The following is a 26,225-nucleotide window of genomic DNA, read 5'->3' as shown; positions in this document are numbered from 1 at the left end:
CTAGCTGACGCAAACCCAATAAGGAAATAAACCATGGAACGTTTCAACGCTGAACTGGCACTGCCTATAGCAGTGATGCTCCTGCTTACCCTGCTGGTCTGGGTCTACCTATTTGTGACCCGAATGCGCTACCTGACGGCGAACCATATTGACGCTGAGCAGCTGAAAACGCCTGCCGCTGTGCAGGCCGCAATTCCTGATGATGTTTCCGGGCCCAGCAATAATTTCAAGAACTTGCTGGAAGTGCCGGTGCTGTTCTACGTGACCTGCCTGTATCTGACCCTGTTCGGGATGGTCGATGCTCTACACGTCAATTGCGCCTGGATATTCGTCGTCGGCCGCATCATCCATAGCCTGATTCACTGCACCTACAACAAGGTGATGCACCGATTCATTGTCTACGTGGTGTCTTCGATAGCGGTCTGGGTCATGATTGTTCGCGGCTTGCTTGCCGCGTTGTAAGCCCGATCAGGTGGCGCCAGCCGCCTGCAGTATCGCTGCGTAGTCACCGCCCCTGCGGTGCCCGGAGATGATTTCCAGTGCTGTGCGGCCCTCGCGGTCCTGCGCATTGATATTCCGATTCTGCTCGCCGAAAAAGCGCACGAACAGCTCAAAATCGGAGGCCCGCATACTCTGGTAGGCTTTTAATAGCATGTGGAAGTCTTCATTGCTCTCGTCGTGCGGCCGCACGTTGAGGAAGCTGCGTACGTGGTCCTCTGTCCATACTTCATCCAGTACTTTCTGTTTATCTTTTTTCATCGCTTTACTTCTTTCCCGTTGTCGCTGCCCGCCATTGACGGGATGCGGAGATTACTTGAGTTTTTCTGCCAACAGCTTGTTGACCATTTGCGGATTCGCCTGACCCTTGGACACTTTCATTACCTGACCGACGAAGAAGCCCACCAGTTTCTTGCGTTTGCCATCGTCCGCCTCGAGGAATTGCGTCACCTGCGCCGCGTTATCGGCGATGACCTGGTCGACCATGGCCTCCAGGGCGCCAGAGTCGGAAACCTGCTTCAGTCCTCGTGCCTCGATAATCTCATCGGCACTGTCCTCACCCTGCCACATCGCCTCGAACACCTGCTTGGCTATTTTACCGGAAATACTGTTGTCGAGAATGCGGGTGATCAGTTGACCAAGACTGTTTGCGGATACCGGGCTGGCTTCAATAGCCAGCTCATTTTTGTTCAACTGCCCCCGCAACTCGACCTGCACCCAGTTGGCGGCTATTTTTGCATCCCCACAGGCGGCGACCACTTGCTCGTAGTAGTCAGCCAGTGCCGGGCTGTCGACCAGTACGCCGGCGTCGTAGGCGGACAGCTGATGCTGCTCAATGAACCGCTGGCGCTTGTCAGCGGGTAGTTCCGGCAGGCTCTTGCGTATTTCTGCCACGTATTGCTCGTCGATCACCACCGGCAACAGGTCAGGCTCGGGGAAGTAACGATAGTCGTTGGCGACTTCCTTGCTGCGCATGGGTCGGGTCTCGTCCCTGTCCGCATCGTAGAGCCGGGTCTCCTGAACAATGCGTCCGCCGCTCTCGAGTATGTCAGCCTGACGTTCAAATTCGTGGCGTATAGCGCGTTCGACAAACCTGAACGAGTTAACGTTCTTGATCTCTGCCCGCGTGCCGAGTTTTTCAGAGCCCATTGGCCGCAGGGAAATGTTGATGTCACAGCGCATGGAGCCTTCGGCCATATTTCCGTCGGATATGCCCAGGTAGGTGACCAGGCTGTGCAGGGTCTTGAGGTAGGCGACGGCCTCTGCCGCGCTGCGGATATCAGGTTCACTGACGATCTCCAGCAGCGGCGTCCCGGCCCGGTTCAGGTCGATGCCGCTCATACCATGGAAGTCCTCATGCAATGACTTTCCTGCGTCCTCTTCAAGGTGGGCACGGGTGATGCCAATTTGTTTGCTGGAACCGTCTTCCAGCTGTATCTCGAACTGCCCGGCGCCGACGATGGGGTCGCTAAACTGGCTGATCTGGTAGCCTTTGGGGAGGTCCGGATAGAAGTAATTTTTACGATCAAATACCGAGCGCATGCCAATGTGGGCGTCGATGCCGAGGCCAAACATCACCGCATAGCGCACGGCCTGCTCATTGAGCACGGGGAGCATACCGGGCATGGCGAGGTCCACGGCGCTCGCCTGGGTATTGGGCTCTGCACCGAAATCGGTAGCAGAGCCGGAAAATATTTTTGAGCGGGTGGCCAGTTGCAGATGCACTTCCAGGCCGATGACCGTTTCCCATTGCATCAGGCGTCCCCCCCGGTTTGTGGTGTTTGTGTGTGCCAGTCCGTTGCCTGCTGGAAGCGATGGGCCACGTTGAGTAACCGGGACTCGGCAAAGTGGGGCCCAATCAACTGCATGCCCACGGGTTTGCCGTGAACCAGTCCGGCGGGAACGGACATGCCCGGCAGTCCGGCGAGGTTTACCGCCAGGGTGTAGACATCCTCCAGGTACATGGCCACGGGGTCGTCGGTCTTGGCGCCCAGTGCAAAGGCAGGGCCAGGAGTGGTAGGTCCGACGATCACATCCACCTGTTCGAACGCCGTCATGAAATCCCCGTGAATCAGGCGCCTGGCCTGCTGGGCCTTCTTGTAATAGGCGTCATAGTAGCCGGCGGAGAGGGCATAGGTGCCCACCAGAATACGTCTTTTTACCTCGTCTCCAAAGCCTTCTTCCCGGGTCCGGGTATACAGGTCGTGCAGGTCCTGCGGGCTCTCGCAGCGGTGGCCATAGCGCACCCCGTCGAACCGCGACAGGTTGGTAGAGGCTTCAGCCGGTGCAATGATGTAGTAGGCGGGAATGGTCAGCTCGCTGTGCGGCAGGGTGATGTCCACGAGGGTGGCGCCCTGGCGCTCCAGTTCCTGCAGGGCCGCGTTGATACATTCGCCGGTGGCAGCATCGAGCCCATCGCCGAAGAATTGGCGAGGCAATCCGATGCGCAGACCGTTGAGTGGCTTTTCCAGGCCGGCCGTGTAGTCTTCCGTGGCGACGTTGGCAGAGGTGGAGTCCAGTGGGTCGTGGCCCGCCATGGCGTTGAGCAGGATTGCGCAGTCCTCGGCCGTGTGGGCCATCGGGCCGCCCTGGTCGAGGCTGGACGCATAGGCGACCATGCCCAGGCGCGAAACCCGGCCATAGGTCGGTTTAAGTCCAGTGATGCCGCAAAAGGCTGCCGGTTGGCGAATAGAGCCGCCGGTGTCAGTGCCGGTAGCCGCGGGAGCCATCATTGCTGCCACGGCGGCTGCCGAGCCACCCGAGGAGCCCCCGGGTACGGTCTTCGTGTCCCACGGGTTTTTCACTGGGCCGTAGTAGCTGTTTTCGTTGGAAGAGCCCATGGCAAACTCATCGAGATTGGTCTTGCCGAGGTTGACGGTGCCGGCACCCTGAAAGCGCTCAATAACCGTAGCGCTATAGGGTGGAACGAAATTGTCCAGCATTTTTGAGCCACAACTGGTGCGCAGGCCCTGGGTGCAGAAAATGTCCTTGTGTGCCAGCGGAATACCGGTCAGTGCGGCGGCGTCCCCTTTGGCAAGGCGTTCGTCAGCAGCGGCGGCAGCGGTTAGCGCGGCTGCTTCATTGACGGTAATAAACGCATTGTAGACCGGGTTCAACTCGGTGATACGTGCGCAAAAGTGTCGCGTGAGTTCGACGCTGGAAAAGCGTTTGTCCCGCAACCCCTGGATGAGTTGGGCAACAGTCTGAGTATGCATTATGGAGTCCTGGTGAAGCGTTTACTGCCTAGTCGATAACTTTGGGCACGAGATAAAGGCCGTCTTCCACCGCCGGGGCAATGGCCTGGAATGCCTCCCTGCGATTGGTTTCGGTGACGGTGTCGGCACGCAGTAGCTGGACTGCGTCAAGGGGGTTTGCCATGGGCTCTACGCCCGCTGTGTCTGCGGCCTGCAACTGATCAACCATGTCCAGTATTCTGGTGATGCGCTGGGCAACTTCGCCAATTTGTTCATCGGCAATGCGGATACGCGCCAGTTCCGCGATTTTTTCGATCTCGTCTTGCTCAATAGCCATGTTTTTACAACCGGGAATAGCCGCCGGGCTGCGGCAGGGGCGCTAAAGTTACCACATTTGCGCCTTGCCCAAAATCCCCCCGGTTGTTACAGTTGCCCGAATAATTCGGCCCTACAAAAATCGGTCGAAAACCGCAGCATTTCATGGGCGTTCCAACTGATGTGCGGCTGGTAGGGAAGCGTGCAGGACTGGCCAGCCCAGTTCCCCCGTTGTATTCAAAAGGTAGTAACACTTAATGCTGAAGAAATTGCGTGGAGTCTTCTCCAACGATCTCTCTATTGATCTGGGTACCGCCAACACCCTTATCTACGTTCGCGACAAGGGCATCGTACTAGACGAGCCATCTGTTGTTGCCATTCGTATTCACAATGGCCAGAAGACAATAGAGGCCGTGGGCAAAGAAGCCAAGCGTATGCTGGGCCGGACACCGGGTAATATCACTGCCATCCGTCCGCTCAAGGACGGCGTCATTGCCGACTTCCAGGTCACTGAGAAAATGCTCCAGCATTTTATTGCCAAGGTTCATGAGACCCGCTTTATCCGACCCAGCCCCAGGGTGCTGGTTTGCGTACCTTGCATGTCTACCCAGGTGGAGCGTCGGGCCATTCGCGAATCCGCGTTGTCCGCGGGGGCGCGTGAAGTACGTCTTATAGAAGAGCCTATGGCCGCGGCGATCGGTGCCGGGCTGGATGTTGAAGAAGCCAGCGGTTGTATGGTGGTTGACGTGGGGGGGGGTACCACCGAGATAGCGATTATTTCCCTCAATGGCATCGTCTACCGCGACTCTGTGCGCATTGGCGGCGACCGTTTTGACGAGGCGATCGTCTCGCATGTCCGCCGTCGCTACGGCAGCCTGATAGGTGATGCCACTGCAGAAAAAATCAAGATGGAAGTGGGCTGCGCTTTTGGTGGCTCCGACCTGCGCGAAATTGACGTACGCGGACGCAACCTCGCAGAGGGCGTGCCTCGCAGCTTTACGCTGGACAGCGATGAAATACTCGAGTCGCTGCAGGACCCGCTGTCGTCTATCGTGCAGTCGGTAAAGTCCGCGCTGGAACAATCCCCGCCTGAACTGGCCGCAGATATAGCCGAAAGCGGCATCGTGCTAACCGGTGGTGGTGCGCTACTGCGCGACCTGGACAGGCTGATTTCCGAGGAAACCGGGCTGCCGGTTATCGTCGCCGAGGATCCTCTGACCTGCGTGGCGCGTGGCGGTGGTCGCGCCATGGAGTATATGGACAGACGCACCATAGACCTGTTGTCCACTGAATAAGTAAACTGTCCCCCGAGCTTCCGCAGGAATCACCGAGGAGAGGACATCAAGCCACTATTCGTCAAAGAGTCCAACCTGGGGCTGCGCCTGTTGCTGGTTACCCTGTTGGTATTGGGCTTGCTGGTGGCAGACCTGCGCTTCAATGCCCTGCGCCATACCCGCTCTGCCCTGGAAGTGATTGCCGCCCCCGTATACTGGGTCACGGATATTCCTTCACGCCTGTCTGACTGGAACGACGAGCACCTGGTCAGCCGCGACGAACTGCTGGGAAGAAATGGGCGTTTGCGTCGCGAGAACCTGGTGTTGAGAGGACGCTCGCAGCAAATGGCCTCGTTACAAGCAGAAAACGTGCGCCTGCGAGCGCTGCTCAATTCCTCGGCACTGCTGCGCGATGATGTGCTGGTGGCCGAACTCATAGGCGTATCACCGGACCCTGTGCGCCACCAGCTGGTGCTTAACAAGGGTCAGCGCGATGGCGTATTCGTTGGTCAGGCCCTGATCGACGCCGATGGGCTGCTGGGGCAGATCGTTCAGGTCAGCCAGGTAAATTCACGCGCATTGCTGATAACGGACGCAACACACTCTATCCCCGTGCAAGTCAATCGCAATGGTGTCAGGGCGATCGCTGAGGGTACCGGCAGCCTGACACTGCTGGAGATCCATCACGTGTCCGCGACCACGGACATACGCGAGGGCGACCTGCTGGTCACTTCCGGGCTTGGTGGGCGATTCCCGGTTGGCTACCCGGTCGGCGTGGTCAGTGAGATCGAACGGGACCCGGGAGAAGCCTTCGCGCGCATTACGGCAAGGCCCAGCGCAGCATTGGAACGCAGCCGCCACGTACTGCTGGTATTCACCTCGAAACCTGCGGGGGAGAGCTGAACCTTGGTCGACCAGGGGCCTTTTGCCTATTGGGTGATACTTGCCAGCTTTTTCCTGGCTCTGGTCCTGGCCTTGCTACCGTTACCGGAGTGGCTGGCCTGGGGCCGGCCTGAATGGGTGGCGCTGGTACTTGTCTATTGGGTGATCGCCTTGCCCCAGCGAGTGGGTATATTTACGGCCCTGCTATTGGGGGTAATGCTGGATGTGGCGGAGGGGGCGGTATTGGGGCAGAACGCTTTTGCCCTGGTAGCCCTTGCGCTGCTGGCCTTGTTGCTCTACCAGCGACTGCGCGTATTCAGCCTCTGGCAGCAATCGGCAGTAGTGTTCGTTCTGATTGCCATTAACCAGATGATTTGCCAGTGGGTGCAGAACCTGGAGGGGGCGGGATCACAGACGCTGTTTTTCCTGCTGCCGGCAGTTTCCAGTGCGCTACTCTGGCCTTTTGTGCTGCAAAGTATGCGCAGTTTGCGCCGCTACTACCGGGTAAGTTGATATGGAATTGATTCTCGCCTCGGCCTCGCCTCGTCGCCGGGAGCTCTTACAGCAGATCGGCGTCCCGCATCGCTGTGACCCTGCGGATATCGATGAGTCCCGCCATGAGGGCGAGCCGCCGGAAGAGTATGTGCAGCGTATGGCGCAGGAGAAAGCCGCAGTGGTTGCCGCGCGTTATAGCGGTCAGTCCGTCGTCGTACTGGCCGCTGATACATCGGTTGTGCTCGACGAGGATGTGCTGGGCAAGCCGGCGGATCACTTTGATGGACTGGGCATGCTTGCCCGGCTCAGTGGCCGCAGTCACGCCGTGCTTACTGCGATTTGCCTGCAGCGACCAGACGGCGACAGCCAGACCCAACTGGTGGAGACACAAGTCACCTTTACGTCACTCAGCCGCGAGCTATGTGAAGCTTACCTGGCCACCGATGAACCCTGGGATAAAGCGGGCGGGTACGGTATCCAGGGCCTGGCAGCCGCTTTTGTCAGTTCCATCGAAGGCAGTTACAGTAACGTAGTGGGGCTGCCCCTCGCCCAGACCTGGCAAATGTTGTCCGGGTTGGGAATTGCCAGCGTGCTGGAGACACCGGGTGAGTGAAGAGATTCTGGTCAACGTAACACCCATGGAGACAAGGGTGGCAGTGGTGGACAACGGCGTCACCCAGGACATTCATATTGAGCGCAGTGTCAGTCTGGGTATGGTTGGTAATATCTATGCTGGCAAGGTCCTGCGGGTGCTGCCGGGAATGCAGGCCGCCTTCGTTGATATCGGTGCCGACCGCAGCAGTTTCATCCACGTCTCCGATATCCACGACCCCGGGGTCGAGGGCAGGGCGCGCAGCAGTGACGCCATTGGTGATCATCTGCACGAGGGCAAGAAGGTCATTGTGCAAGTCACCAAGGATCCCCTGGGGAGCAAGGGGGCAAGACTGACCACCGAGCTGTCGGTTTCCTCCCGTTATCTGGTGTTCATGCCCCAGACCAGCCATGTCGGTGTTTCCCAGCGTATAGATGACGCCGAAGAGAGAACCCGGCTGCAGGCTCTGCTCACCGCCGGGCTCGCCGCCGAGGAGATGGATGGACAGGGTGGCTATATTCTGCGCACCGCTGCAGAGGGTGTTGGGCTGGAGGAAATCCAGGCTGACCTGCGGTTTCTGAAGCGGTTGTGGGCAGCGGTTTCCCGGCGGGCCAAGGCGGCACGCAAGGCAGAGTTGCTCTACTCTGAGCTGCCGCTGCACATGCGTACCGTGCGCGACCTGGCCCGACCCGGTGTGGAGCGTATCCTTATCGATAGCCGCGAGAGCTTCACCGCGCTGCAGGAGTTTTGTGGCGAGTACATGCCGGAGGTCTCAGGCCTGCTGGAGCATTATCCGGGAGAGCGCCCGCTGTTTGACCTGCACGGGATCGAGGAAGACATCCAGCGAGCGTTGAGTCGCAAGGTGGGGCTGAAGTCAGGCGGCTACCTGGTGATAGACCAGACCGAGGCGATGACCACCATTGACGTCAATACGGGTTCTTTTGTCGGGCGTCGCAATCTGGAAGAGACCATCTTCAAGACCAACCTGGAAGCGGCTACCATGCTTGCCCGCCAGCTGCGTATCCGCAATCTCGGCGGGATCATTATTATCGACTTTATCGACATGCGCGATGAAGAGCACCGCAGACAAGTCCACCGGTCGCTGGAAAAGGCCATGGCGCGGGATCCTGCCCGCAACAAAATCACCGATGTCTCTGCGCTGGGACTGGTGGAAATGACCCGCAAGCGCACTCGCGAGAGCCTGCAACAACTGCTGTGCGAGGACTGCCCAGTCTGCCAGGGGCGCGGCATGCTGAAGACCGCGGAAACAGTTTGCTATGAGATATTTCGCGAAATAATGCGTGATGCGCGTGCCTACGAGGCCGACAGCCTGCTGGTGCTTGCTTGCCAGGGCGTGATCGACCGGCTGCTGGATGAAGAGTCCGCCAATGTGGCCGACCTGGAGGAATTTATCGGCAAATCCATCAGTCTGCGTGTTGAACCGGACAATAACCCGGAACACTTTGATATCGTGTTGCTCTAGACAGGCAGGGCGTTCGAGGCGGGAAGTCCCCTTTTGCAAGAATCCATATTTCACAAGCTAAGCAATATACTGTGGGTCTGTGTGGTCACCGCAGTCGTGCTGCTGGCTACTTATGTCAGTTTTGGCCGCTACCTGAGCACTAATCTGCAGGGCTGGCAGGATGAAGTATTGACGCAGCTTAACAGCCGTGTGCCGTTTGTCATCAGTGCACAGCGGATCGGCGGACAGTGGTCCTCCTTTACGCCCGAGATCGTGCTTCATGGGCTGGAACTGGATTTGCCTGACGACGGTACCCGACCGCTGCAGCTCACCGGCGGGCGCATTGGGATCGACGTACTGGGGTCACTTCTCACCCGCAGTTTGCAGATTACATCGTTACAGCTTGATGGCCTGACCCTGCATGGTGAGCTCACTGAGGAGGGAAGACTGGTCATTCCCGGCCTGAGCGGCGACGGCGGGACGCTGGGCGAGTGGCTGCAGGATTTTCTGCTCAATATCGAGTATGTCACCCTGGACAACAATCGGTTACGGCTGAGTCTGCCCGGGGGCTCAACGCGTGATCTCGCCCTCGCATTACACCTGGCCCGTGATGGCAGTGAGCGCAGCTTGCGCGCTGACCTGCTCTCGGCCCGGGGCACATCCATTCGCCTGCACGGTATGGGGCTGGGCAATCCCTTCAGACCAGACCAGTTCGAGGGCACGTTGTATTTGCAGGCAGATACCGGCGATATTGCCGCAGTCGCTGACCTGTTCACCCAGACTCCGCCGCTGTGGGCAGAGGGGGAGTTGGGCAGTGAGATCTGGTTGTCCTGGGATCGCGGCGAGGCGCAAGTGGACATGGAATTGTCGCTGGTCGATCCGGTGTTGCGCCCTGAAGACGGCTCATGGTCGATCCCCCTGGATGCGCTGTCGGTAAAAGCCACACTGCTGGAGCGCCGCAACCGGTGGACAGTTTATGCGTCCGACCTGAGTGTCAGTCACCAGGGCGTGGTAGTCGACATCCCTCGTATGCAATTTGATGCATGGGGCGACTCACTGCGCCTGCGCACGGCTGATCTGCAACTGGAACCTCTCAATCGGCTTTTTTCGGGTATGCCGGCAGTGCCTGATTCCCTGCGCTCTGTTTTCGACATACTTAATCTGCGTGGCGAGATATCCGCCTTGCAACTGGCGGTAGGTGACCTGGCTGACCCCCTGGCCGGCTGGGATGCGGAGGGTAACTTCGATCGTTTGCAAGTGGATTCCTGGAAAGGTGCTCCCGGGGTGACCTCGGGTACCGGCTACTTTGAGATATCGGACTCCGGCGGCTATGTGGTGATAGACAGCCAGCAATTCTCCATGGACTTCCCCACGGTTTTCACTCAGCCGCTTTACTATGAGGACTTTTACGGGACCCTGCACCTGGACTGGGACAGCGAGGCCCTGCTACTGCACAGTGACCTGATCACGGCAGCAGCGGAGGAGGGGAAGGCGCAAGCCCTGTTCAGCCTCAATATCCCGTTCAGCGAGACAGAACCGGGCCTGGAGATGGGGTTGCTGGTGGGCCTTGCTGACTCTCACTCTGTGTATCGTGACAAGTACATACCCTACATACTCAACGCCGGCCTTTTAGACTGGCTGTCCACCGCGATAGGCGACGGGGATATCCGCCAGGCAGGGTTTGTATGGCGCGGCAGCCTGCGATCCGGGGCCGGCGCGTTACGCACCGTGCAGTTGATGCTCGACCTCGATAACACAGCATTGGCATACCACCCCGACTGGCCGCCTGTCTCCGACCTGCAAGGCACGGTACTGATCGACGACACCAATGTCAGCGTGTGGACGGAACGCGCCCGCTTATATGACTCAATGGTTGCACATCTGTCTGCTGAGGCCTGGATGGACGGAGAGCAGCAAATGCAGTTGGCCATTGACGGTGAGGTGACGGGCGGTGCCGTGGACGGCTTGCGTGCCGTGAATGAATCACTGCTGGGTAGCCTCACTGGGGGGGTGTTCGACAACTGGGCTGCGACTGGCGGCTTACAGACCGTTTTGCAACTACAGCTCAACCTGGCAGACAAGACCGCAGCGCCGCTGGTGGATGTCAGCGTCGATCTGGCAGACGTAGACCTGACAATAGACCCGGGCAGGCTGCCGCTCAATGCAGTTAACGGGCAATTGCGCTACACCTCTGCCGCCGGGTTCAGGGCTGATCAGTTACAGGCGCGGCTTTGGGGCCGTGAAGTGGTGGCAGATATCAGCCAGCGTGCCCTGCGCGGAGGCGACCTGCCATTTGCCATTGCTGATTCGGCTCTGGAGGTTGCCTTGCAGGGCAGCGTCGCGGCGCGGGACGTGCAGGATTGGCTGTCTGTAGATGCCCTGTCGCTTGCCGAAGGTGTAGCGGTGGTGGATGGACTGGTGAGCGTGATTCCGGGAGAGGCATCGTTACTCACCCTGCGCTCCTCCCTGGAAGGCATGGCGCTTGATTTACCCGCCCCCTGGAAGAAAGCGGCCGCAGAGTCACGGCCGCTGGAACTGGCGTTGCCCCTTGGCGGTGAAAAAACAGTCATGGGGATTGCCCTGGGGGAAGACCTGTCCCTGCATCTTGATATCACCGGCCAGACCCTGCAGGCCGCTTCGCTGGGTCTGTCGGCACCGCCACCTGAGTTACAGCCGCAGGCGATACTGGCCCAGGGGCGGGCGGGTGTGGTTGATGTACAGGCATGGCTTGATTTTACCTCGCGGTACCTGTTGCCAGCGGACACCGATGATGAGGGGGCGACTCAGCCCGCCCCACAGGCTGCTGCGCCTGTAGCGGAAGCGGCAGAAGGTTTCCGGCTGGGGATAAACGGTATGCAGGCCGAACGCTTGTTGTTTTTTGGTCGAGAGTACCAGGGTGTCAATTTCAGCCTGCAGCAGTCGGTAAATGGTTTAACCGTGCGTGGCACTACGGATTGGTTGCAGGGCGAGTACCAGCAGCCGGTAGATGGACCGGCGCTGCTGCAACTGGACTACCTGGATCTGGTGGCCCGAGATGGCCTGGACTCCGACCCTCAGGCCCAGGGAGAGGGCCCTGATGCTGCAGTGGCGGAGCCCATCTCCCTGCCTGATATTAAGGTAAGCCTCACTGAACTACGAATCGATGGTAAACCCGCCGGGTCCCTGGCTTTTGACTTGAGCTCGGCTGACGGGGAAATCAACGCAGACAATATCCAGGGTGATTTGATGGGTATGCGGTTACTGGCGGCGGCACCAGGTCGACTTAGCTGGGTCCCCGCGCAGGGCAGTCGCCTGGAACTGCCCTTACAGTTTGATGATATCGGGGATACGCTGGAACAGCTCGGTTACGCGCGTTTCCTGGAAACCGACGAAGGGGAGGTCGTCCTGGACCTGGGGTGGGCCGGGCCGCCGGACAAGGCTTCTCTGGCTGAACTTGAGGGGGCCGTCAGGCTGGGCCTCGGGTCCGGCAGGTTCCTGAAAACCCCGGGCGGGGCGGGTGCGTTGAAAGTGGTGGAGATTGTCAACCTCGCCGGTATTGTCGAACGCCTGAGCCTCTCGCATATGTTTGAGTCTGGCCTTAGTTTTGACACAGTGGACGGAGAGGTTTTTTTCCACACTGGCACCCTGGAAGTGGCCAGCCTGTCAGTGCGCAGCAGTGCCAGCGCTTTCGCGATGAGCGGTGTCTCTGACATCGCCACACGCAGCCTCGACGGTGAGCTGGTGGCTACCCTGCCGGTTGCCAACAACCTGCCGTGGGTAGCGGCACTGACGGCTGGGCCCGCCGTCGCCGCCGGTGTGTTCGTGGTCAGCAAAGTCTTCGAGAAGCAAATGAATAGGTTGTCCAGCGGGGTCTACTCTATCCAGGGCACGTGGGACGAACCGCAGGTGGACTTCGATCGTATTTTCGATGATGAGATGCGCCTGGAGTCGGCTGCGGAGGCCCGGGTTGTACCTGCAGAGTTGACGCCTGCCGGGTCGGCCAATATCGATGGGGAAACGGATAAAGGCGACGTGCAGCAGCCTGCGAGCCAGGAGGACCCTTGACCTTATCCGTGGTTGTCCTGCAGTTCGCGCAAGTAGCGGAATAGTTTGCGGCTGGCAGCTGGAGGCTTGCCCAGTTTCTGTTCCCGCTGGTGCTGCAGCACCAGTTGACGCAACTGCTGTCGATCTGCCTGCGGCCAGCGCTGGATCACCATCTCCACACCGCTGACACCCTTGACCAGAACATCCTCCCGCAGTCGCTCCAACTGGTGAAAAGCGGCGCTCGCCTCGCTGGCGGGCCGGCGCATTTGCTCAAGCGCTTCTGTGATCGGCTCCGGGTCAATATTGCGCATCAGCTTGCCAACGTACTGTAGATGACGGCGCAGTGCGTTCTTGCTGCGGATACGACGGGTTTCGCGGATAGCTCGCAGCAATTGTTCATCGGCAATGGGCAGCCCATCCAGCTGCTGGTCGTTGAGTTGGGTCAGTTCCTCGCCCAGGGACTGGCGGGCATGCATCTGCCGTTTCAGTTCTGATTTGCTGGGGCCTTCTTCCTGGCCGTCATCAAGCTCTGATTGGGGATCACGCATAGAACATCGTAGCCAGGCCGAGGAAGGAGACAAAACCGACCACGTCGGTGACGGTCGTGAGGATAACGCCACCGGCTAATGCCGGGTCAATTTTAAAGCGGGTGAGCAGCAGGGGTAGCGCGGCACCGGTAAAGGCTGCAGTCACCAGGTTGATGACCATGGCCGCGCCGATAATCAATGCTATGTTCCAGTCGTCAAACCACAGTGAAGCGGCGACAGCCACTACAGCAGCCCACACGACGCCATTGATCACACCGATGATCACCTCTCTCACCAGCAGCCAGTTCTGGTTGTTGCGAACCACCTGGCCCATGGCTATACCGCGTACCAGTACAGTAAGCGTCTGGGTACCAGCCACACCGCCCATGGAAGCGACAATCGGCATCAGTACCGCCAGAGCCACAACCTTGTCGATGGTGTCCTGAAACATGTTGATGGCAGCGGCGGCGATAAATGCGGTAATCAGGTTGATACCCAGCCAGATAGCCCGTTTAGGTGCGGCCCTGGCCACCGGCGCGAAGGTATCCTCTTCTTCATCCAGTCCGGCCATGGACATGAAGGAGTGATCCGCATCCTCACGGATGACATCGACCACGTCGTCAATGGTAATACGGCCCAGAAGTCTACCACTCTCGTCTACCACGGGCGCCGATACCCAGTCATTGCGCTCGAAGAGTCGCGCCACCTCATCATCGGGCGTGTCCACCGGGATGGGGTCGATGTCCGTAATCATCATTTCGCGAACCGTGGTGGACGGGTCGGAAACCAGCAGGGTGCGCAACGGCAAGAGGCCAATAAACTGGTCTGAACGATTGACGACGATGAGGTTGTCGGTCATCGGCGGCAGGTCTTCATGGCGGCGCAGATAACGCATAACCACGTCCAGGGTCAGTCTGGCGCGGATGGTGATGGTGTCGGTGTTCATCAGGCCACCGGCGACATCATCAGGATAGAGCATGACCTGTTCCAGGCGCGCGCGGTCCTGGTGGTCCATGGAGTTGAGTACTTCCCAGGTTATGCGATCCGGGAGTTGCTGGAGTATGTCGGCGATATCGTCATCTTCGAGTCCCTCGGTGATGGTGGCCACCTCGGCAGCATCCATACGTGACAGGAAGTGTGACTGAAGGTCGTCGGGCAACTCACCCAGGACCTCACCCTCCAGGTCGACATCGATCAGTTTCCACAGGATGTTCCGGAACTTGGGAGGGGAGGACTCCAGCATATGCGCGATATCCGCAGGCGGCATGCCATTGAGCATGCGCTGCACATCGACAAAGGCGCCGCTGTCCAGTGACAGCGTCAGTCTGTCGAGTGTGTCCTGGGGTTTGGCGATGTTCTGGGGCATGCCGTGGGCTCCGCTTTCAGCAGCGGGAAGCAGTGCCCGCCGCCGGGAGATTATCCGGTAAACGGCCGGTAGCAACAACGTGATTAGTTACAGAGACGACTACTCGGCTTCGTCGAAGCGATTTGCAATCAATGTAGTGAGCGCTTCCAGGGCGTCGTCTTCATCCCGGCCCTCGATTTTCAGGTCAAGCACGGTACCTTTGCCTGCAGCCAGCATCATTACTGACATTATGCTCTTGGCGTCAACCAGTTGCCCATCCTTGCCAGCGCGGATGTCGCTGGCAAAAGCTGAGGTGCAGCCGACAAACTTGGCCGCCGCCCTGGCGTGCAGCCCCAGCTTGTTGACGATAGTGACCTGGGTCTCAATCACTTACTGAATTTCCCTGTGTCTGATGTGAATTCCCGGGTATTGTTCCTGGTAGTTCTTGAACAGTCGCTCTGTCAAGTATACCGAACGATGCTGGCCGCCGGTACAGCCAATAGCTATGGTCATATAGCTGCGATTGCTCTCCTTGTAGCGCGGTAGCCAGGTGTCGAGGAAGTTGCGAATATCGGCGTAGAGCTCACCGGTCATTGGCTGGGCTTCGAGAAAATCCCGCACCGCTGCGTCGGTACCATTTAGCAGTCTCAGCTCTTTTACCCAGTGGGGGTTGGGCAACATGCGTACATCGAAGACCAGGTCAGCATCGGTTGGAATACCGCGCTTGAAGCCGAAAGACTGGATGAGCACAGACATGCTGCCACTGCGGCTGCCCAGCAAGCGCTGTTTGATCGCGTCGCGCAATTCGTAAATGGTCATCTGGCTGGTGTCCAGCACTAATGTAGCGGCGCTGGAAATGGGTTCCAGTAACTCTCGCTCCCTGGCGATGGCATCAGCGAGGGGCATGCTGTCAGTGGTGAGGGGGTGCTTTCTGCGCGTTTCGGAGAAGCGCTTGATCAGGGCCGACTCCTCCGCGTCCAGGAATAAGACCTCCGATTCGACGGACGCCGGCAGGTCATCCATGACCTGGCCAAAATCGGCAAGGTACTTCCAGGCGTTGCGGGCGTCGATACAGACTGCGGTGCCGCGAAAATGCGCGAATTCCTCCAGCTGCGCCTCGGCCACAAGAGAGGGTAGAAGAGATACGGGCAGGTTGTCGATGCAGTAGTAACCCTCGTCCTCCAGTTGGTGCAAGGCCGTACTCTTACCCGAGCCTGAACGCCCGCTGATAATTATTAGCTGCATAAAAACCGCCCCCTAGGGGGGCACCGCCTCCGCTTCGGTAGCTATCCTGAACACCTCATCTGCGGTGCGCGCAGCGCGCAGCGCGTCACAGAAGCTGGCCTGGCTGAACAAGCGCGCCAGTCCCGCGAGGGTGTCCAGGTGCTGTTGGGTTGCTTCCTCGGGCACCAGCAATGCGAAAACGAGGTCTACCGGTTGGTTGTCCGGGGAGTCAAAATCGATAGGCTCGGCCAGCGTCAGCAGCGCTCCTGTGGGCTGGCTGCAGTTGCCAATGCGGCAGTGGGGGATGGCGATACCTTCGCCCAGACCTGTGCTTCCGAGTTTTTCCCTGGCGATGAAATGGCTGAACACCTCGTCGTAAGACAGTGACAATTGGTCGTCGCTGATGATGCGGGCGAGGGATTCAAAAAGTCTTTTCTTGCTGAGCCCCGGAATCTGGCAAGCTGCGCGCTCCGGGGTCAGTAGTGTGGCAAGGGGTTGCATGATAATAATACGGGCGCTAGTGCCCGCGATTCTTTTCCTTGTGCTTGATTAGCTGGCGGTCAAGTTTGTCCGCCAGTGAGTCGATTGCGGCGTACATGTCTTCGGACTCGGCATGCGCGAAGATGTCGGCTCCGGAAATGTGGATTTTCGCCTCGGCTTTCTGCTCCATTTTCTCGACGATTAGGGTGACCTCGATATTAGTGATCTGGTCGAAGTGTCGCTGGAGGCGTTCGAATTTTTGCTCCACATATTCACGCAGGGGATCGGTTACTTCCACATGATGTCCGCTGACGGTCAGTTGCATATTATTGCTCCTTCTTCGAGTGAACCCGGTTCGAGCCGGGACCGGCATTGCCGGATTTTCCTTGTTACTGAATTCTAGACCAACGCTATAGCGCTTCGGTTTTTTTTTGCTCGTTTTGAGACCCGCATACTAGATCAGCCGCTTACGCTCATTCGACGGTGGTATATGCAGGGTTTCACGGTACTTGGCGATAGTCCGCCTGGCTACTTTTATACCTTGTTCTTCCAGCAGCTGGGTGATCTTGTTGTCACTCAGGGGTTTGCGCGAATTTTCCGCGGCGACCAGTTTACGAATCAATGCGCGTATTGCGGTAGAGGAGCATTCTCCGCCACTGGTTGTTGATACGTGGCTGGAGAAGAAATATTTCAGCTCGAAGATGCCGCGCGGAGTATGCATATACTTCTGGGTAGTAACGCGCGAAATTGTTGATTCGTGCATTTCCACCGCTTCCGCAATGTCGTGCAACACCAGGGGTTTCATTGCTTCCTCGCCATATTCGAGGAAGTTGCGCTGGTGTTCGACAATCTTGGTAGCGACCTTCATCAAGGTTTCGTTGCGGCTCTGCAGGCTTTTCAGGAACCAGCGCGCTTCCTGCAGGTTATCGCGTAAATAGGTGTTGTCTGCGCTGTTGTCAGCGCGCTTTATCAAGCTGGCGTAGCCGCTGTTGATGCGTAGTTTGGGCGCGATGTCAGGGTTCAGCTCTACTCGCCAGCGCCCCTCATGTTTACTGACAAAGACATCGGGAATAACATACTCGACCTCATCCGGAGCGCAGGTTTCTCCCGGCCGCGGGTCCAGGGTCTGGATTAATGCCAGTGCCTCCTTGAGCTGGGGTTCCTTGAGCCTGGTGCGACGCATTATCTGGCTGAAATCGCCATTTGCCAGCTGCGGCAGGTGTCGGTTCAGAATCACTCTTGCCTGTTCGATGTATGGCGTGGTGGGGGGTAACTGTTGCAGCTGTACTAGCAGGCATTCCTGCAGGTCGCGGGTGCACACTCCCGCGGGCTCAAACTGCTGCAGCCGGTGCAATACGGCCACCACCTCGTCCATTTCAATGTCGAGTTCTGCGTCGAACGACTCGAGAATGTCTTCCAGAGTGAGCTGGAGCCTGCCCGCACCATCGGTGGCGTCGATGATTGACAGCGCAATCAGTCGGTCGGTATCGGACAGGCGCGCGAGGTTCAGTTGCCAGAGAAGTTGCTCACGCAGGCTCTCGCGTGGTGCGTTGCGGGCCGCGAAGTCGTCATCCGCGAAGTCGTCGCCCATGGGTGCGGGGGCGGCTGAGCTGGAGGGCAGCAGGTCATCCCATTGTGTATCCACGGGTAACTCGTCAGGTATGGTTTCGTTGCTGACGTTGGTGTCTGCGTTGCTGGAGGCATCCTTCCACTCGTCGCCCTGATCGCCTTTCTCCTGTTGCGCCTCCGGAGACTGTTGGTTTTGAACCTCTTCGGCGATGGAACTTGCGGCGTTGTCTTCCTCGTTCACTTCCAGCAGGGGGTTGCTGTCCAGCGCTTGCTGGATTTCCTGTTGCAGGTCCAGCGTGGATAGTTGTAGTAAACGGATGGCCTGCTGCAGCTGCGGAGTCATCGTCAGCTGTTGGCCAAGCTTGAGTTGAAGCGACTGTTTCATCAGGTTTTTGGTAACGCTGTGCGACGCTGGTGGAGCGAGCATCCTCGGTGACATCAACAGCAGCAGTTTAGCGCTGCCCGAAGAGCCGTGGCAACCTTGTGGCGCGAAATTTGCTTGTTGACTTTCCTGAAACGGGCGGGGTCTTCCTGGGTTACATCTTGAATTGCTCGCCCAGGTAGATTTTGCGCACATGCGCATTGCCAAGAACCTCTTCGGCACTACCCGAGGCAATGATGTGCCCTTCGCCGACGATATAGGCCTTCTCGCAGATGTCGAGCGTGTCGCGGACATTGTGATCGGTGATCAATACACCGATCCCCCGCTGACGCAGATGGTTGATAATTTGCTTGATATCGCTCACGGAGATAGGGTCCACGCCTGCAAAAGGCTCATCAAGCAGAATGAAGTCCGGCTCCGCTGCGAGCGCCCTGGCAATCTCCACGCGCCGTCTTTCTCCCCCGGAAAGCGATTGGCCCAGACTGTCGCGAAGATGCTGGACGTGGAACTCAGCCAACAATTGGTCGCGCTGCGCCAGGCGCTGCTGTTTGTTCAGGTCCGGGCGTGTCTCGAGAATGGCGAGAATATTGTCACCGACTGAAAGCTTGCGAAAAATCGACGCTTCCTGCGGCAGGTAGCCGATACCGCGCCTGGCGCGTTCATGCATGGACAGGGGAGTGATGTCCTCCCCATTGAGTTCTATCACACCGCGGTCGGCCTGGATGATCCCGGTGATCATGTAGAAGCAGGTGGTTTTACCGGCGCCATTCGGGCCCAGCAGGCCCACGACCTGGCCGCTATCGATCTGCAGGGAAACATCCTGCACGACTTCCCGACCGCGATAAGCCTTGGCCAGATTATTCGCTTGCAGTCGCGCCACTATCGGCTTCCTCGTTATCCAGTACCTGGGCGGGTATCACCACCTGGACCCTGCTGGTGTCACCGCTCAGGGTAGAACCGGCTTTCACCAATTGCTGGTCGATCAGGTAGTCGATGAAGTCCCCGGTGACGATGGAGCCGTCCTGTTCAATGTGAGCGCTCTTGCGCAATTCGATGCGCTGCTCATTCTTCATGTACTCAATTGTCTCCGCCCTGGCCTTGATCAGCCCTTTGGCGGGGTCGGGTTGTTGTTGCAGGTGAGCAGGTTTGCCGGTGGCGAGAATGCGATCAGCTTCCTCACCAACGTGGTAGATGGTTATCTGGTCGGCCTCGATATGCAGACTGCCCTGATCCATCTTCACATTGCCGCTATAGCGCGTAAAACCCTGCTTTTCATCGCGCAGGGCCTCATCTGCCTCAATATGTATGGGTTGCTCCCGGTCTTCCGGCAGTGCGCTGGCAATACCCGGTAATACCAGCACCAGTAGGCCGATTAGCCCGCTGGCGAGGAGTCGATCAAGGTAGCTGCTCATAGGTGCTCTCTACATTGGGTTTCAAGGTGATAGTCTCCTCGTTCATTCTGGCGACCATGCCGTCGGCCGTGGTCCGGTTGTTTTCCTGAATGATGGTAACGGTTTTCCGTGAAGTCGCTATCTTTTCGTCTACTTCGATATCCAGTGCATTGGTTTGCATCTGCGTGCCGGTCTGGTCGTGTGTCAGTTCAACGTTCTTGCGCAGCAGCAGGCGCTGGCTGTGCTCTTCGAAACGACCGCGAGCGGCGACTGCCGACCAGGTTCTGTCGTCGCCACTGTGCGCATAAAACCGTGGATTTGTCAGCAGTGAGACGCTGCCACGAGCGAATTGTTCCACCCGTTCCGCCTCCAGGATATCCGTGAGCTCCCCATTTTCGTCAAAGGACCATGCCCGCGTCTGCCAGATATAGCTTTTTGGCAGGTCTTTCTGGCGCGCTTGTGTGTCTTCGTCAGGACTATGTGAAGTCTGGGGCTTCCAGTAGTAGTTCGCCGCGAGTACAAGGGCGATGGCCACCAGGATTTGCAGCAAGAGCCGGGGCATCAGTCGTATTTCGCTTGCAATTTGCCCAGGGAGCCGCGCCAGTTGAGCAAGGCCTCGCACGCCTCGCGCACTGCGCCGTGGCCGCCTGTATATTGACTGACCCAGTCTGCTGCCTCGTGCAGGGAAATAACGGCATCGGCCGGTGCCATGCCGATACCCGCTGCGCGGACCGCCGCCAGGTCGGGGAGGTCATCGCCCATATAGGCGCATTGCTGCGGGGTGACCTGCCTGAGCAAGCATATTTCCTTGAGGGCGGTGAGTTTATCCTCACGCCCCTGGATCACCTCGGAGATGCCCAGTTCCCTGGCACGCCTGGCGACAATGTGCGAACTGCGGCCGGTGATCAGTACTACCTCGATTCCGTCGCGTTGAAGCAACTTGATGCCGAGACCGTCTTTGATGTTGAAGCTCTTTAATTCTTCGCCGCTGTTTCCGTATTGAATACGGCCGTCGGTCAGGACGCCGTCGACATCAAGCGCGAGAAGGGTAATGTCCCGGGCAATTTCTTCAACTGTAGCCACTGTGTTCATGCGATTCCGGCATGCAACAGGTGCATCAGGTGGATAACACCACAGGTATCTCCGCGGTCATCGACGACAACCAGCGATGTGATTTCGTTCTCCTCCATGATGCGCAGTGCCTCCGCAGCCAGCATTTGTGGACTGGCGGTCTTCGCGCCGGTCGTCATCAGCTCGCTGATGGGTGTGCCATTGATATCGACGCGTTGGTCCAGGGTGCGGCGCAGGTCACCGTCGGTAAAGATGCCCAATAGTGTGCCGTCACCGTCGGTGACCGTGGTCATGCCCAGCCGTTTACTGCTGATTTCCAGCAGCGCAGAAGAGAGCGGCGTCTCCGCGGTGACGGTGGGGATGGCATCCCCTGACCGCATGATGTCCTCTACCTTGAGCAGCAGTTTTTTGCCCAGGGTTCCGCCTGGATGGGAGAAGGCAAAATCCTCCGCCGTAAAGCCGCGCGCTTCAAGCAGGGCGATGGCCAGTGCATCGCCCATCACCAATGCGGTAGTCGTGCTGGAGGTGGGGGTCAGGTCCAGCGGGCAGGCTTCAGTTTCTACGCCGGTGTCCAGGTGCGCGTCAGCAGCTTTGGCCAGCGTGGAATTCGGATTGCCGGTCATCGCGATCAGCCTGCTGCCAATACGTTTCAACAGGGGGAGCAGGGTCACCACCTCGCTCACCTCGCCGCTGTTGGACAGGGCAATCACCGCATCCCCGACGGTAATCATACCCATGTCGCCGTGGCTGGCTTCGCCGGGATGCACAAAATGCGATGGAGTACCGGTGCTGGCCAGGGTGGCGGCGATTTTACGGGCTATATGTCCGGATTTGCCCATGCCGGTGACAATCACTCGCCCCTTGCACTCCAGCAGTAGTTGGCAGGCTGCATCGAAGTCCTCGCCAATACGCTCTCCAAGGGCAGCGACAGCTTGCGCTTCCATGTCGATGGTGCGCTTTGCAGAGTGGTTGAAATTGCTGGACGAGGTTGCCGTCATAGGCCTGGGTCCCGGGTTAAATACTAAGAAATAGCCAGTAATAATACAGCGCGTAGAAAGAGACTAACAATACCCCTACCGTACGACCTATGTAGGAGCGTCCGCCCACGGATGCACGGCGCTTGCGACTGACCAGAATGGCCACGGCGAGGAAGACGGTGAGAAAAATCATCGTTGGGTAGTCACGGGTAATGACGGCATGCTCCAGGCTCTCCGCGCCGACGATACCCGGGATACTCATCACTGCCAGCAGGTTGAACATGTTGGACCCAATAACGTTGCCCAGCGCAATCTCAGTGTGTCCGCGCAGCGCGCTGGCGACCGTTGCCGCCAACTCGGGGAGACTGGTGCCCACGGCGACGATAGTCAGCCCTATCACCAGTTCCGACACGCCCATGCTTTCAGCAATGACCACCGCCCCCCACACCAGCATGCGAGAACTCGCAACCAGTAACACCAGCCCGGCCAGGAAGTAGATCCATGCCTGCCGGCTTTTCAGCGGTTGCAGATACTCATCCTCCGCCTCTCCAACCAGCACCTCGTCCTGCTGTTGACTCCGTACCATGTGAAAGATGATCAAGCCCAGTGTGCTGACCATAACCCAGCCGTCCAGGCTTGACAGAACGTCGTCGAGTAGCAGAAAGCCGGCTCCAAAGGTCACCAGCAACAACAGTGGCATCTCCTTTTTCATGCAGCTTTCGTGCACCAGCATGGGCGCCACCAGAAGGGTGACGCCCAATACGAGTCCGATGTTCGCGATGTTGGAGCCGATCGCGTTACCAATGGCCAGGTCGCCGGCGCCGGTGAGGGCGGCGGTGAAAGAAACCAGTATCTCGGGAGCAGAGGTGCCCAGGGATACGATCGTCAGGCCGATGATAACGGGTGACATGCCCAGGTTTTTGGCAATGGAGGCGGCACCCGCAACAAACAGGTCTGCGCTCCAGATAAGCATGATGAACCCGACAAGAATGGTCGCTGCAGCTAACAGCATAAAAGCCTGTTTCCTGTTAAAGTAGGCGCCGCGCCGGTATGGGGAACTGCGCAGGCAACGCTGTTGTCACATAACCAGGCGCAGCGGCCCGCGTGTGGACCTGGGGTAACGGGTCTCGGTATTAGGCGGATTATACAGGGCACTGCGAGTGTGAATAGTAGTATTGGACAGCTTCGGGGAGCAGAGATGAAATTTCGCATGCAATTGAGCGCGCTTTTGTGGGTACTGGCGCTTGCTTTGGGCGCAAACGCGCAGCAGGGCGTGGCGCAGGCGGACGCGGGAGTGACCGCCCATGAAGTGGTGGAGGCCACGACCAGCAGCGTGATGGCGGTGGTCAGTGAGGCGAAGGAGTATGCAGAGGAAGACCCTGAAAGGTACTACCAGTCCATACAGGAGATTCTCGACCCCGTGGTAGATTTCCGTGGCTTTGCCCGCGGGGTGATGGGTCCTTATGCGACCAGTGAGCGCTATCGCTCCCTGGATGCAGACGGGCAGGCGCAACTGCGATCGCAGCTTGATCGGTTTACGGAAGTAATGCGCAGGGGCATGGTGCGCACTTACGGTAAGGGGCTACTGGCCTTCGGCGGGTCGCGGATCCAGGTATCCAGCCCTTCCCTTGATGAGGCCGAGGCCTCCAGAGTGTCGGTGGAGCAGCTGATATACTCTGACGCGGTTGAGCCCTACGTCGTGATGTACCAGATGGGCCGAGATCGTTCAGGGGAGTGGAAACTGCGCAATATGATTATCGAAAGCGTAAACCTTGGAGAGATTTACCAGAGTCAGTTCGAGTCAGCGGCGCGTAAGCAGAAAGGTGATCTCGATACGGTGATTGATACCTGGTCGGCGCCTGAAGTCGATAGCTGATCCAGCCGGTGGCTGTCGCCTTTACCCCCATTTTCTCCTAAACTACGCCGATTTCTGCCTCTACCTTGATGGTCGGGGCGTTGTCATGTGTACTGCACCCCTACCCGGAGATCGATATGGACGCCGCTACCGTCAAGGTACTTTTACAGAATCACTTGCCAGACTGCGAGTTTCACGTGCAGGGCGAAGGCGCCAATTACGATATTACCGCGATAGGTGTTGTTTTTGACGGTCTGCGCCCGGTAAAAAAACAACAACTGGTATACGGAGCCCTCAACGCTGAAATTGCCGAAGGCAGTATCCATGCGGTAAATATCCGCACTTTCACGCCTGAGCAGTGGCAGCAGCAGGGCTGAAACCGGGTCGCTGGTCGTTCCGTTGTGGACAAGCTGCTGGCCGTTGAGCCTGCCGTTGCCGTTAAGCTGTCGCACCTGTATGACACACAACCATGATCGAGTTTTCGGGATGCATGCGCGCGCCGGTCCCGTTGATGGGCCCCATGCTTACGCGAGTTGGCAGGTCGAGTGTTGCTGTCCCGGGTAACTGCGCTATTGGCAGCCTGTCTGTGAACCTTCACTTGCAGGGCCGGTGGTGCAGGGTGAGACCCTGATCGAACGTGTTTATCATTTCGATCGTGGTTACCAGCGTATCGAGGAATAATTACCATCGCCGGCTGCGACTACCCGTCGCCCGGTGGATTGAATGAGACCTAGCCCTATGAGCGAAACTATAACGATTGCCCTCACCAAGGGTCGCATCCTAAAGGAAACGCTGCCGTTGCTGGCGCAGGCGGGGATCGCGCCGTTGGATGATGTGAGTAAGAGCCGCAAACTGATTTTTGATACCACCGCAGCGGGCGTGCGCCTGGTGATTATTCGCGGCACAGACGTGCCCACGTATGTACGTCACGGCGCTGCAGATGTAGGTGTTGTGGGTAAGGACGTTTTACTCGAGCACGGGGCCGAGGGTCTGTATGAACCGCTGGACCTGGGCATTGCCCGCTGTCGTTTGATGACTGCCGGCCCGGTTGGCTGGCAGCAGGATGGCGCGCGGATCAGGGTGGCAACCAAGTTTGTAAACATCGCAAGGGATTTTTTTGCACGCAAGGGTGTGCATGCGGATGTCATCAAACTTTACGGGGCGATGGAGCTGGCGCCTATGATGGATCTTGCCGATCTTATTGTCGATATCGTTGATACGGGCAATACGCTGCGCGCTAACGGTATGGAGCCGATCGATGAAATTGCCAGTGTCAGTTCCAGGTTGATCGTCAACAAGGCCGCCATGCGATCTCATCACAGTGGAATAAAGGCGTTAATTGATGACCTGTCCACTGCGGTTGAGGCGCAAACATGAGGCGGCTCGATTCGGCGCAGGGCGATTTCCAGCTGCAACTCAAGCAACTCACCGCCTGGGAGGAAGAGCTGGATCACGCTGTAAACGACACCGTGCGTGAGGTGCTGGAAGATGTAGCTGTTCGTGGCGACGAGGCGCTGTTGGAGTACACGGCGCGCTTCGATGGCCTGGAGCTGAGTCATGCGGCCGAGCTGGAGATCGGCCAGGAGCGCCTGCAGCAGGCACTGCTTGCCATCGATGACGCCAGCAGGGAGGCCCTCGAAACGGCCGCGGCGCGCATTCGTGAGTATCACCAGCACCAGCTGCAGGATAGCTGGAACTACCGTGACAGCGCGGGTAATTTGCTGGGACAGCAGATAACGGCCCTGGAAAGCGCCGGTATCTATGTGCCCGGCGGTAAGGCCAGCTACCCGTCATCGGTGCTGATGAATGCCATTCCTGCGCATGTGGCTGGCGTCGAGCAGATTGTGATGGTAGTGCCTGCCCCCGGGGGTGAAGTGAACGAGCTGGTGCTGGCAGCTGCCGCGATAGCGGGTGTGAACCGCGTCTTCACACTGGGGGGCGCGCAGGCGGTGGCGGCGCTGGCCTACGGTACTGAGACCGTGCCAGCGGTGGACAAGATCGTCGGCCCCGGCAATATCTATGTGGCCACCGCCAAACGTATGGTGTTCGGCCGCGTGGGCATAGACATGATCGCCGGCCCCTCGGAAATACTGGTGATCTGCGATGGCACTACCGAGCCGGACTGGGTGGCCATGGACCTGTTCTCCCAGGCTGAACACGATGAAAATGCCCAGTCCATACTGCTGTGCCCCCACGCCGGGTATCTCGACCGTGTTGGGCAGAGTATCGAGAAGTTGCTGCCGGAAATGGAGCGTGCGCCTATCATACGGGCCTCTCTTGAGGGCCGCGGCGCAATGATCCTCACCCGCGACCTGCAGGAGGCGGTAGAGATCAGTAATCAACTGGCTCCTGAGCACCTTGAGCTGTCTGTGCAGGACCCCGAGGCCCTGTTGCCCTCGGTGCGTCATGCCGGCGCAATTTTCATGGGGGCATACACGTCGGAGGCTTTGGGAGACTATTGCGCGGGGCCCAATCACGTGTTGCCGACATCGCGCAGTGCCCGTTTTTTCTCACCTCTGGGTGTCTACGACTTCCAGAAGCGGAGTTCGGTGATCATGTGCAGTGCGCAAGGTGTGCAGGAACTGGGTCGAGTGGCTTCGGTGCTGGCGCGCGGTGAGTCACTCACCGCACATGCCCGCAGTGCCGAGTACCGCCTCGACGAATAATCT

General features: G+C 58.5%; 28 protein-coding genes. 11 read left to right on the top strand and 17 right to left on the bottom strand.

What is annotated here, in order from left to right:
• The first annotated feature begins 33 nt into the window (after window positions 1-33).
• Window positions 34-462 (top strand): MAPEG family protein, encoded by a 429-nt coding sequence (locus tag C0039_RS05680; protein ID WP_075998614.1) that lies wholly within the window; start codon window positions 34-36, stop codon window positions 460-462.
• Between the two features lie 6 nt (window positions 463-468).
• Here C0039_RS05680 and C0039_RS05675 read toward each other — a convergent pair whose 3' ends face one another.
• The 4 genes from C0039_RS05675 to gatC are packed head-to-tail and all read right to left on the bottom strand — an operon-like array spanning window position 469 to window position 4,029.
• Window positions 469-759: a PA4642 family protein gene (locus C0039_RS05675; RefSeq protein ID WP_075998613.1), complete on the bottom strand. Its 291-nt coding sequence runs from the start codon at window positions 757-759 to the stop codon at window positions 469-471.
• A gap of 51 nt (window positions 760-810) precedes the next feature.
• Window positions 811-2,253 (bottom strand): Asp-tRNA(Asn)/Glu-tRNA(Gln) amidotransferase subunit GatB, encoded by a 1,443-nt coding sequence (gatB, locus tag C0039_RS05670; protein WP_101517514.1) that lies wholly within the window; start codon window positions 2,251-2,253, stop codon window positions 811-813.
• Window positions 2,253-3,713 carry an Asp-tRNA(Asn)/Glu-tRNA(Gln) amidotransferase subunit GatA gene (gene gatA / locus C0039_RS05665; protein ID WP_101517513.1) on the bottom strand — a complete coding sequence of 487 codons (1,461 nt, stop codon included), beginning with the start codon at window positions 3,711-3,713 and terminating at the stop codon, window positions 2,253-2,255. Before gatA ends, gatB begins: the two co-directional genes overlap by 1 nt.
• Window positions 3,714-3,741: 28 nt before the next feature.
• Window positions 3,742-4,029 carry an Asp-tRNA(Asn)/Glu-tRNA(Gln) amidotransferase subunit GatC gene (gene gatC / locus C0039_RS05660; RefSeq protein ID WP_101517512.1) on the bottom strand — a complete coding sequence of 96 codons (288 nt, stop codon included), beginning with the start codon at window positions 4,027-4,029 and terminating at the stop codon, window positions 3,742-3,744.
• Between the two features lie 235 nt (window positions 4,030-4,264).
• On the opposite strand from gatC, the gene C0039_RS05655 reads away from it, so the two are divergent.
• Genes C0039_RS05655 through C0039_RS05630 form a run of 6 tightly spaced genes read left to right on the top strand, consistent with a single transcriptional unit; the run spans window position 4,265 to window position 12,756 of the window.
• On the top strand, window positions 4,265-5,302 hold the full coding sequence (locus tag C0039_RS05655; RefSeq protein ID WP_101517511.1) for a rod shape-determining protein: 1,038 nt from the start codon (window positions 4,265-4,267) through the stop codon (window positions 5,300-5,302).
• Between the two features lie 45 nt (window positions 5,303-5,347).
• Window positions 5,348-6,184 (top strand): rod shape-determining protein MreC, encoded by an 837-nt coding sequence (gene mreC / locus C0039_RS05650; RefSeq protein WP_101517510.1) that lies wholly within the window; start codon window positions 5,348-5,350, stop codon window positions 6,182-6,184.
• Window positions 6,185-6,187: 3 nt separating this feature from the next.
• Entirely contained in the window at window positions 6,188-6,676 is a 489-nt protein-coding gene (gene mreD, locus C0039_RS05645) for a rod shape-determining protein MreD (RefSeq protein WP_075998608.1), read from the top strand.
• A gap of 1 nt (window position 6,677) precedes the next feature.
• Window positions 6,678-7,271, top strand: a complete 594-nt coding sequence (locus tag C0039_RS05640) for a Maf family protein (protein WP_101517509.1) — start codon at window positions 6,678-6,680, stop codon at window positions 7,269-7,271.
• On the top strand, window positions 7,264-8,733 hold the full coding sequence (gene rng / locus C0039_RS05635) for a ribonuclease G (protein WP_075998606.1): 1,470 nt from the start codon (window positions 7,264-7,266) through the stop codon (window positions 8,731-8,733). The genes C0039_RS05640 and rng overlap by 8 nt, the downstream gene beginning before the upstream one ends.
• 33 nt (window positions 8,734-8,766) lie before the next feature.
• A complete protein-coding gene (locus C0039_RS05630; protein ID WP_101517508.1) occupies window positions 8,767-12,756 on the top strand; it encodes a YhdP family protein in 3,990 nt (1,329 codons plus the stop codon).
• Window positions 12,757-12,758: 2 nt separating this feature from the next.
• On the opposite strand, the gene yjgA is transcribed toward C0039_RS05630, so the two are convergent.
• The 13 genes from yjgA to C0039_RS05565 all read right to left on the bottom strand — a co-directional run bounded on the left by yjgA (window position 12,759) and on the right by C0039_RS05565 (window position 22,713).
• A complete protein-coding gene (gene yjgA, locus C0039_RS05625; RefSeq protein ID WP_075998602.1) occupies window positions 12,759-13,283 on the bottom strand; it encodes a ribosome biogenesis factor YjgA in 525 nt (174 codons plus the stop codon).
• Entirely contained in the window at window positions 13,276-14,628 is a 1,353-nt protein-coding gene (gene mgtE / locus C0039_RS05620; RefSeq protein WP_075998601.1) for a magnesium transporter, read from the bottom strand. Before mgtE ends, yjgA begins: the two co-directional genes overlap by 8 nt.
• A gap of 99 nt (window positions 14,629-14,727) precedes the next feature.
• Window positions 14,728-14,997, bottom strand: a complete 270-nt coding sequence (locus tag C0039_RS05615) for an HPr family phosphocarrier protein (RefSeq protein WP_075998600.1) — start codon at window positions 14,995-14,997, stop codon at window positions 14,728-14,730.
• Window positions 14,998-15,852, bottom strand: coding sequence for an RNase adapter RapZ (gene rapZ, locus C0039_RS05610; RefSeq protein ID WP_075998599.1), 855 nt, complete (start codon window positions 15,850-15,852; stop codon window positions 14,998-15,000). It lies immediately after the preceding gene.
• A 12-nt stretch (window positions 15,853-15,864) separates the two neighbouring features.
• Entirely contained in the window at window positions 15,865-16,332 is a 468-nt protein-coding gene (gene ptsN / locus C0039_RS05605; protein WP_101517507.1) for a PTS IIA-like nitrogen regulatory protein PtsN, read from the bottom strand.
• A 16-nt stretch (window positions 16,333-16,348) separates the two neighbouring features.
• Window positions 16,349-16,636, bottom strand: coding sequence for a ribosome hibernation-promoting factor, HPF/YfiA family (gene hpf, locus C0039_RS05600; protein WP_075998597.1), 288 nt, complete (start codon window positions 16,634-16,636; stop codon window positions 16,349-16,351).
• Between the two features lie 129 nt (window positions 16,637-16,765).
• Window positions 16,766-18,265, bottom strand: coding sequence for an RNA polymerase factor sigma-54 (locus C0039_RS05595; protein WP_101517506.1), 1,500 nt, complete (start codon window positions 18,263-18,265; stop codon window positions 16,766-16,768).
• Window positions 18,266-18,416: 151 nt separating this feature from the next.
• A complete protein-coding gene (gene lptB, locus C0039_RS05590) occupies window positions 18,417-19,142 on the bottom strand; it encodes an LPS export ABC transporter ATP-binding protein (protein WP_075998595.1) in 726 nt (241 codons plus the stop codon).
• Complete coding sequence (lptA, locus tag C0039_RS05585) at window positions 19,120-19,674, bottom strand: lipopolysaccharide transport periplasmic protein LptA (protein WP_075998594.1); 555 nt, start codon at window positions 19,672-19,674, stop codon at window positions 19,120-19,122. The genes lptB and lptA overlap by 23 nt, the downstream gene beginning before the upstream one ends.
• Window positions 19,658-20,215, bottom strand: a complete 558-nt coding sequence (lptC, locus tag C0039_RS05580) for an LPS export ABC transporter periplasmic protein LptC (RefSeq protein WP_075998593.1) — start codon at window positions 20,213-20,215, stop codon at window positions 19,658-19,660. Before lptC ends, lptA begins: the two co-directional genes overlap by 17 nt.
• Window positions 20,215-20,745 (bottom strand): KdsC family phosphatase, encoded by a 531-nt coding sequence (locus C0039_RS05575; RefSeq protein WP_075998592.1) that lies wholly within the window; start codon window positions 20,743-20,745, stop codon window positions 20,215-20,217. Before C0039_RS05575 ends, lptC begins: the two co-directional genes overlap by 1 nt.
• Window positions 20,742-21,722 (bottom strand): KpsF/GutQ family sugar-phosphate isomerase, encoded by a 981-nt coding sequence (locus tag C0039_RS05570; RefSeq protein ID WP_101517505.1) that lies wholly within the window; start codon window positions 21,720-21,722, stop codon window positions 20,742-20,744. The genes C0039_RS05575 and C0039_RS05570 overlap by 4 nt, the downstream gene beginning before the upstream one ends.
• A gap of 16 nt (window positions 21,723-21,738) precedes the next feature.
• Window positions 21,739-22,713: a calcium/sodium antiporter gene (locus C0039_RS05565; protein WP_101517504.1), complete on the bottom strand. Its 975-nt coding sequence runs from the start codon at window positions 22,711-22,713 to the stop codon at window positions 21,739-21,741.
• A 186-nt stretch (window positions 22,714-22,899) separates the two neighbouring features.
• Between C0039_RS05565 and C0039_RS05560 the strand changes: the two genes are divergently transcribed.
• The 4 genes from C0039_RS05560 to hisD all read left to right on the top strand — a co-directional run bounded on the left by C0039_RS05560 (window position 22,900) and on the right by hisD (window position 26,222).
• Window positions 22,900-23,577, top strand: coding sequence for an MlaC/ttg2D family ABC transporter substrate-binding protein (locus tag C0039_RS05560; protein WP_075998589.1), 678 nt, complete (start codon window positions 22,900-22,902; stop codon window positions 23,575-23,577).
• 116 nt (window positions 23,578-23,693) lie between these two features.
• A complete protein-coding gene (locus C0039_RS05555; protein ID WP_076002053.1) occupies window positions 23,694-23,933 on the top strand; it encodes a BolA family protein in 240 nt (79 codons plus the stop codon).
• Between the two features lie 361 nt (window positions 23,934-24,294).
• Window positions 24,295-24,933 carry an ATP phosphoribosyltransferase gene (hisG, locus tag C0039_RS05550; protein WP_075998588.1) on the top strand — a complete coding sequence of 213 codons (639 nt, stop codon included), beginning with the start codon at window positions 24,295-24,297 and terminating at the stop codon, window positions 24,931-24,933.
• Entirely contained in the window at window positions 24,930-26,222 is a 1,293-nt protein-coding gene (gene hisD, locus C0039_RS05545) for a histidinol dehydrogenase (protein ID WP_075998587.1), read from the top strand. Before hisG ends, hisD begins: the two co-directional genes overlap by 4 nt.
• Window positions 26,223-26,225 lie beyond the last annotated feature (3 nt).

Origin of the sequence: Pseudohalioglobus lutimaris (genome assembly GCF_002866825.1) — a bacterium.
Classification (GTDB): Bacteria; Pseudomonadota; Gammaproteobacteria; order Pseudomonadales; family Halieaceae; genus Halioglobus; species Halioglobus lutimaris.
The sequence above is the reverse complement of the archived record's forward strand: the minus strand, read 5'-3'. Positions and strand labels throughout refer to the sequence as shown.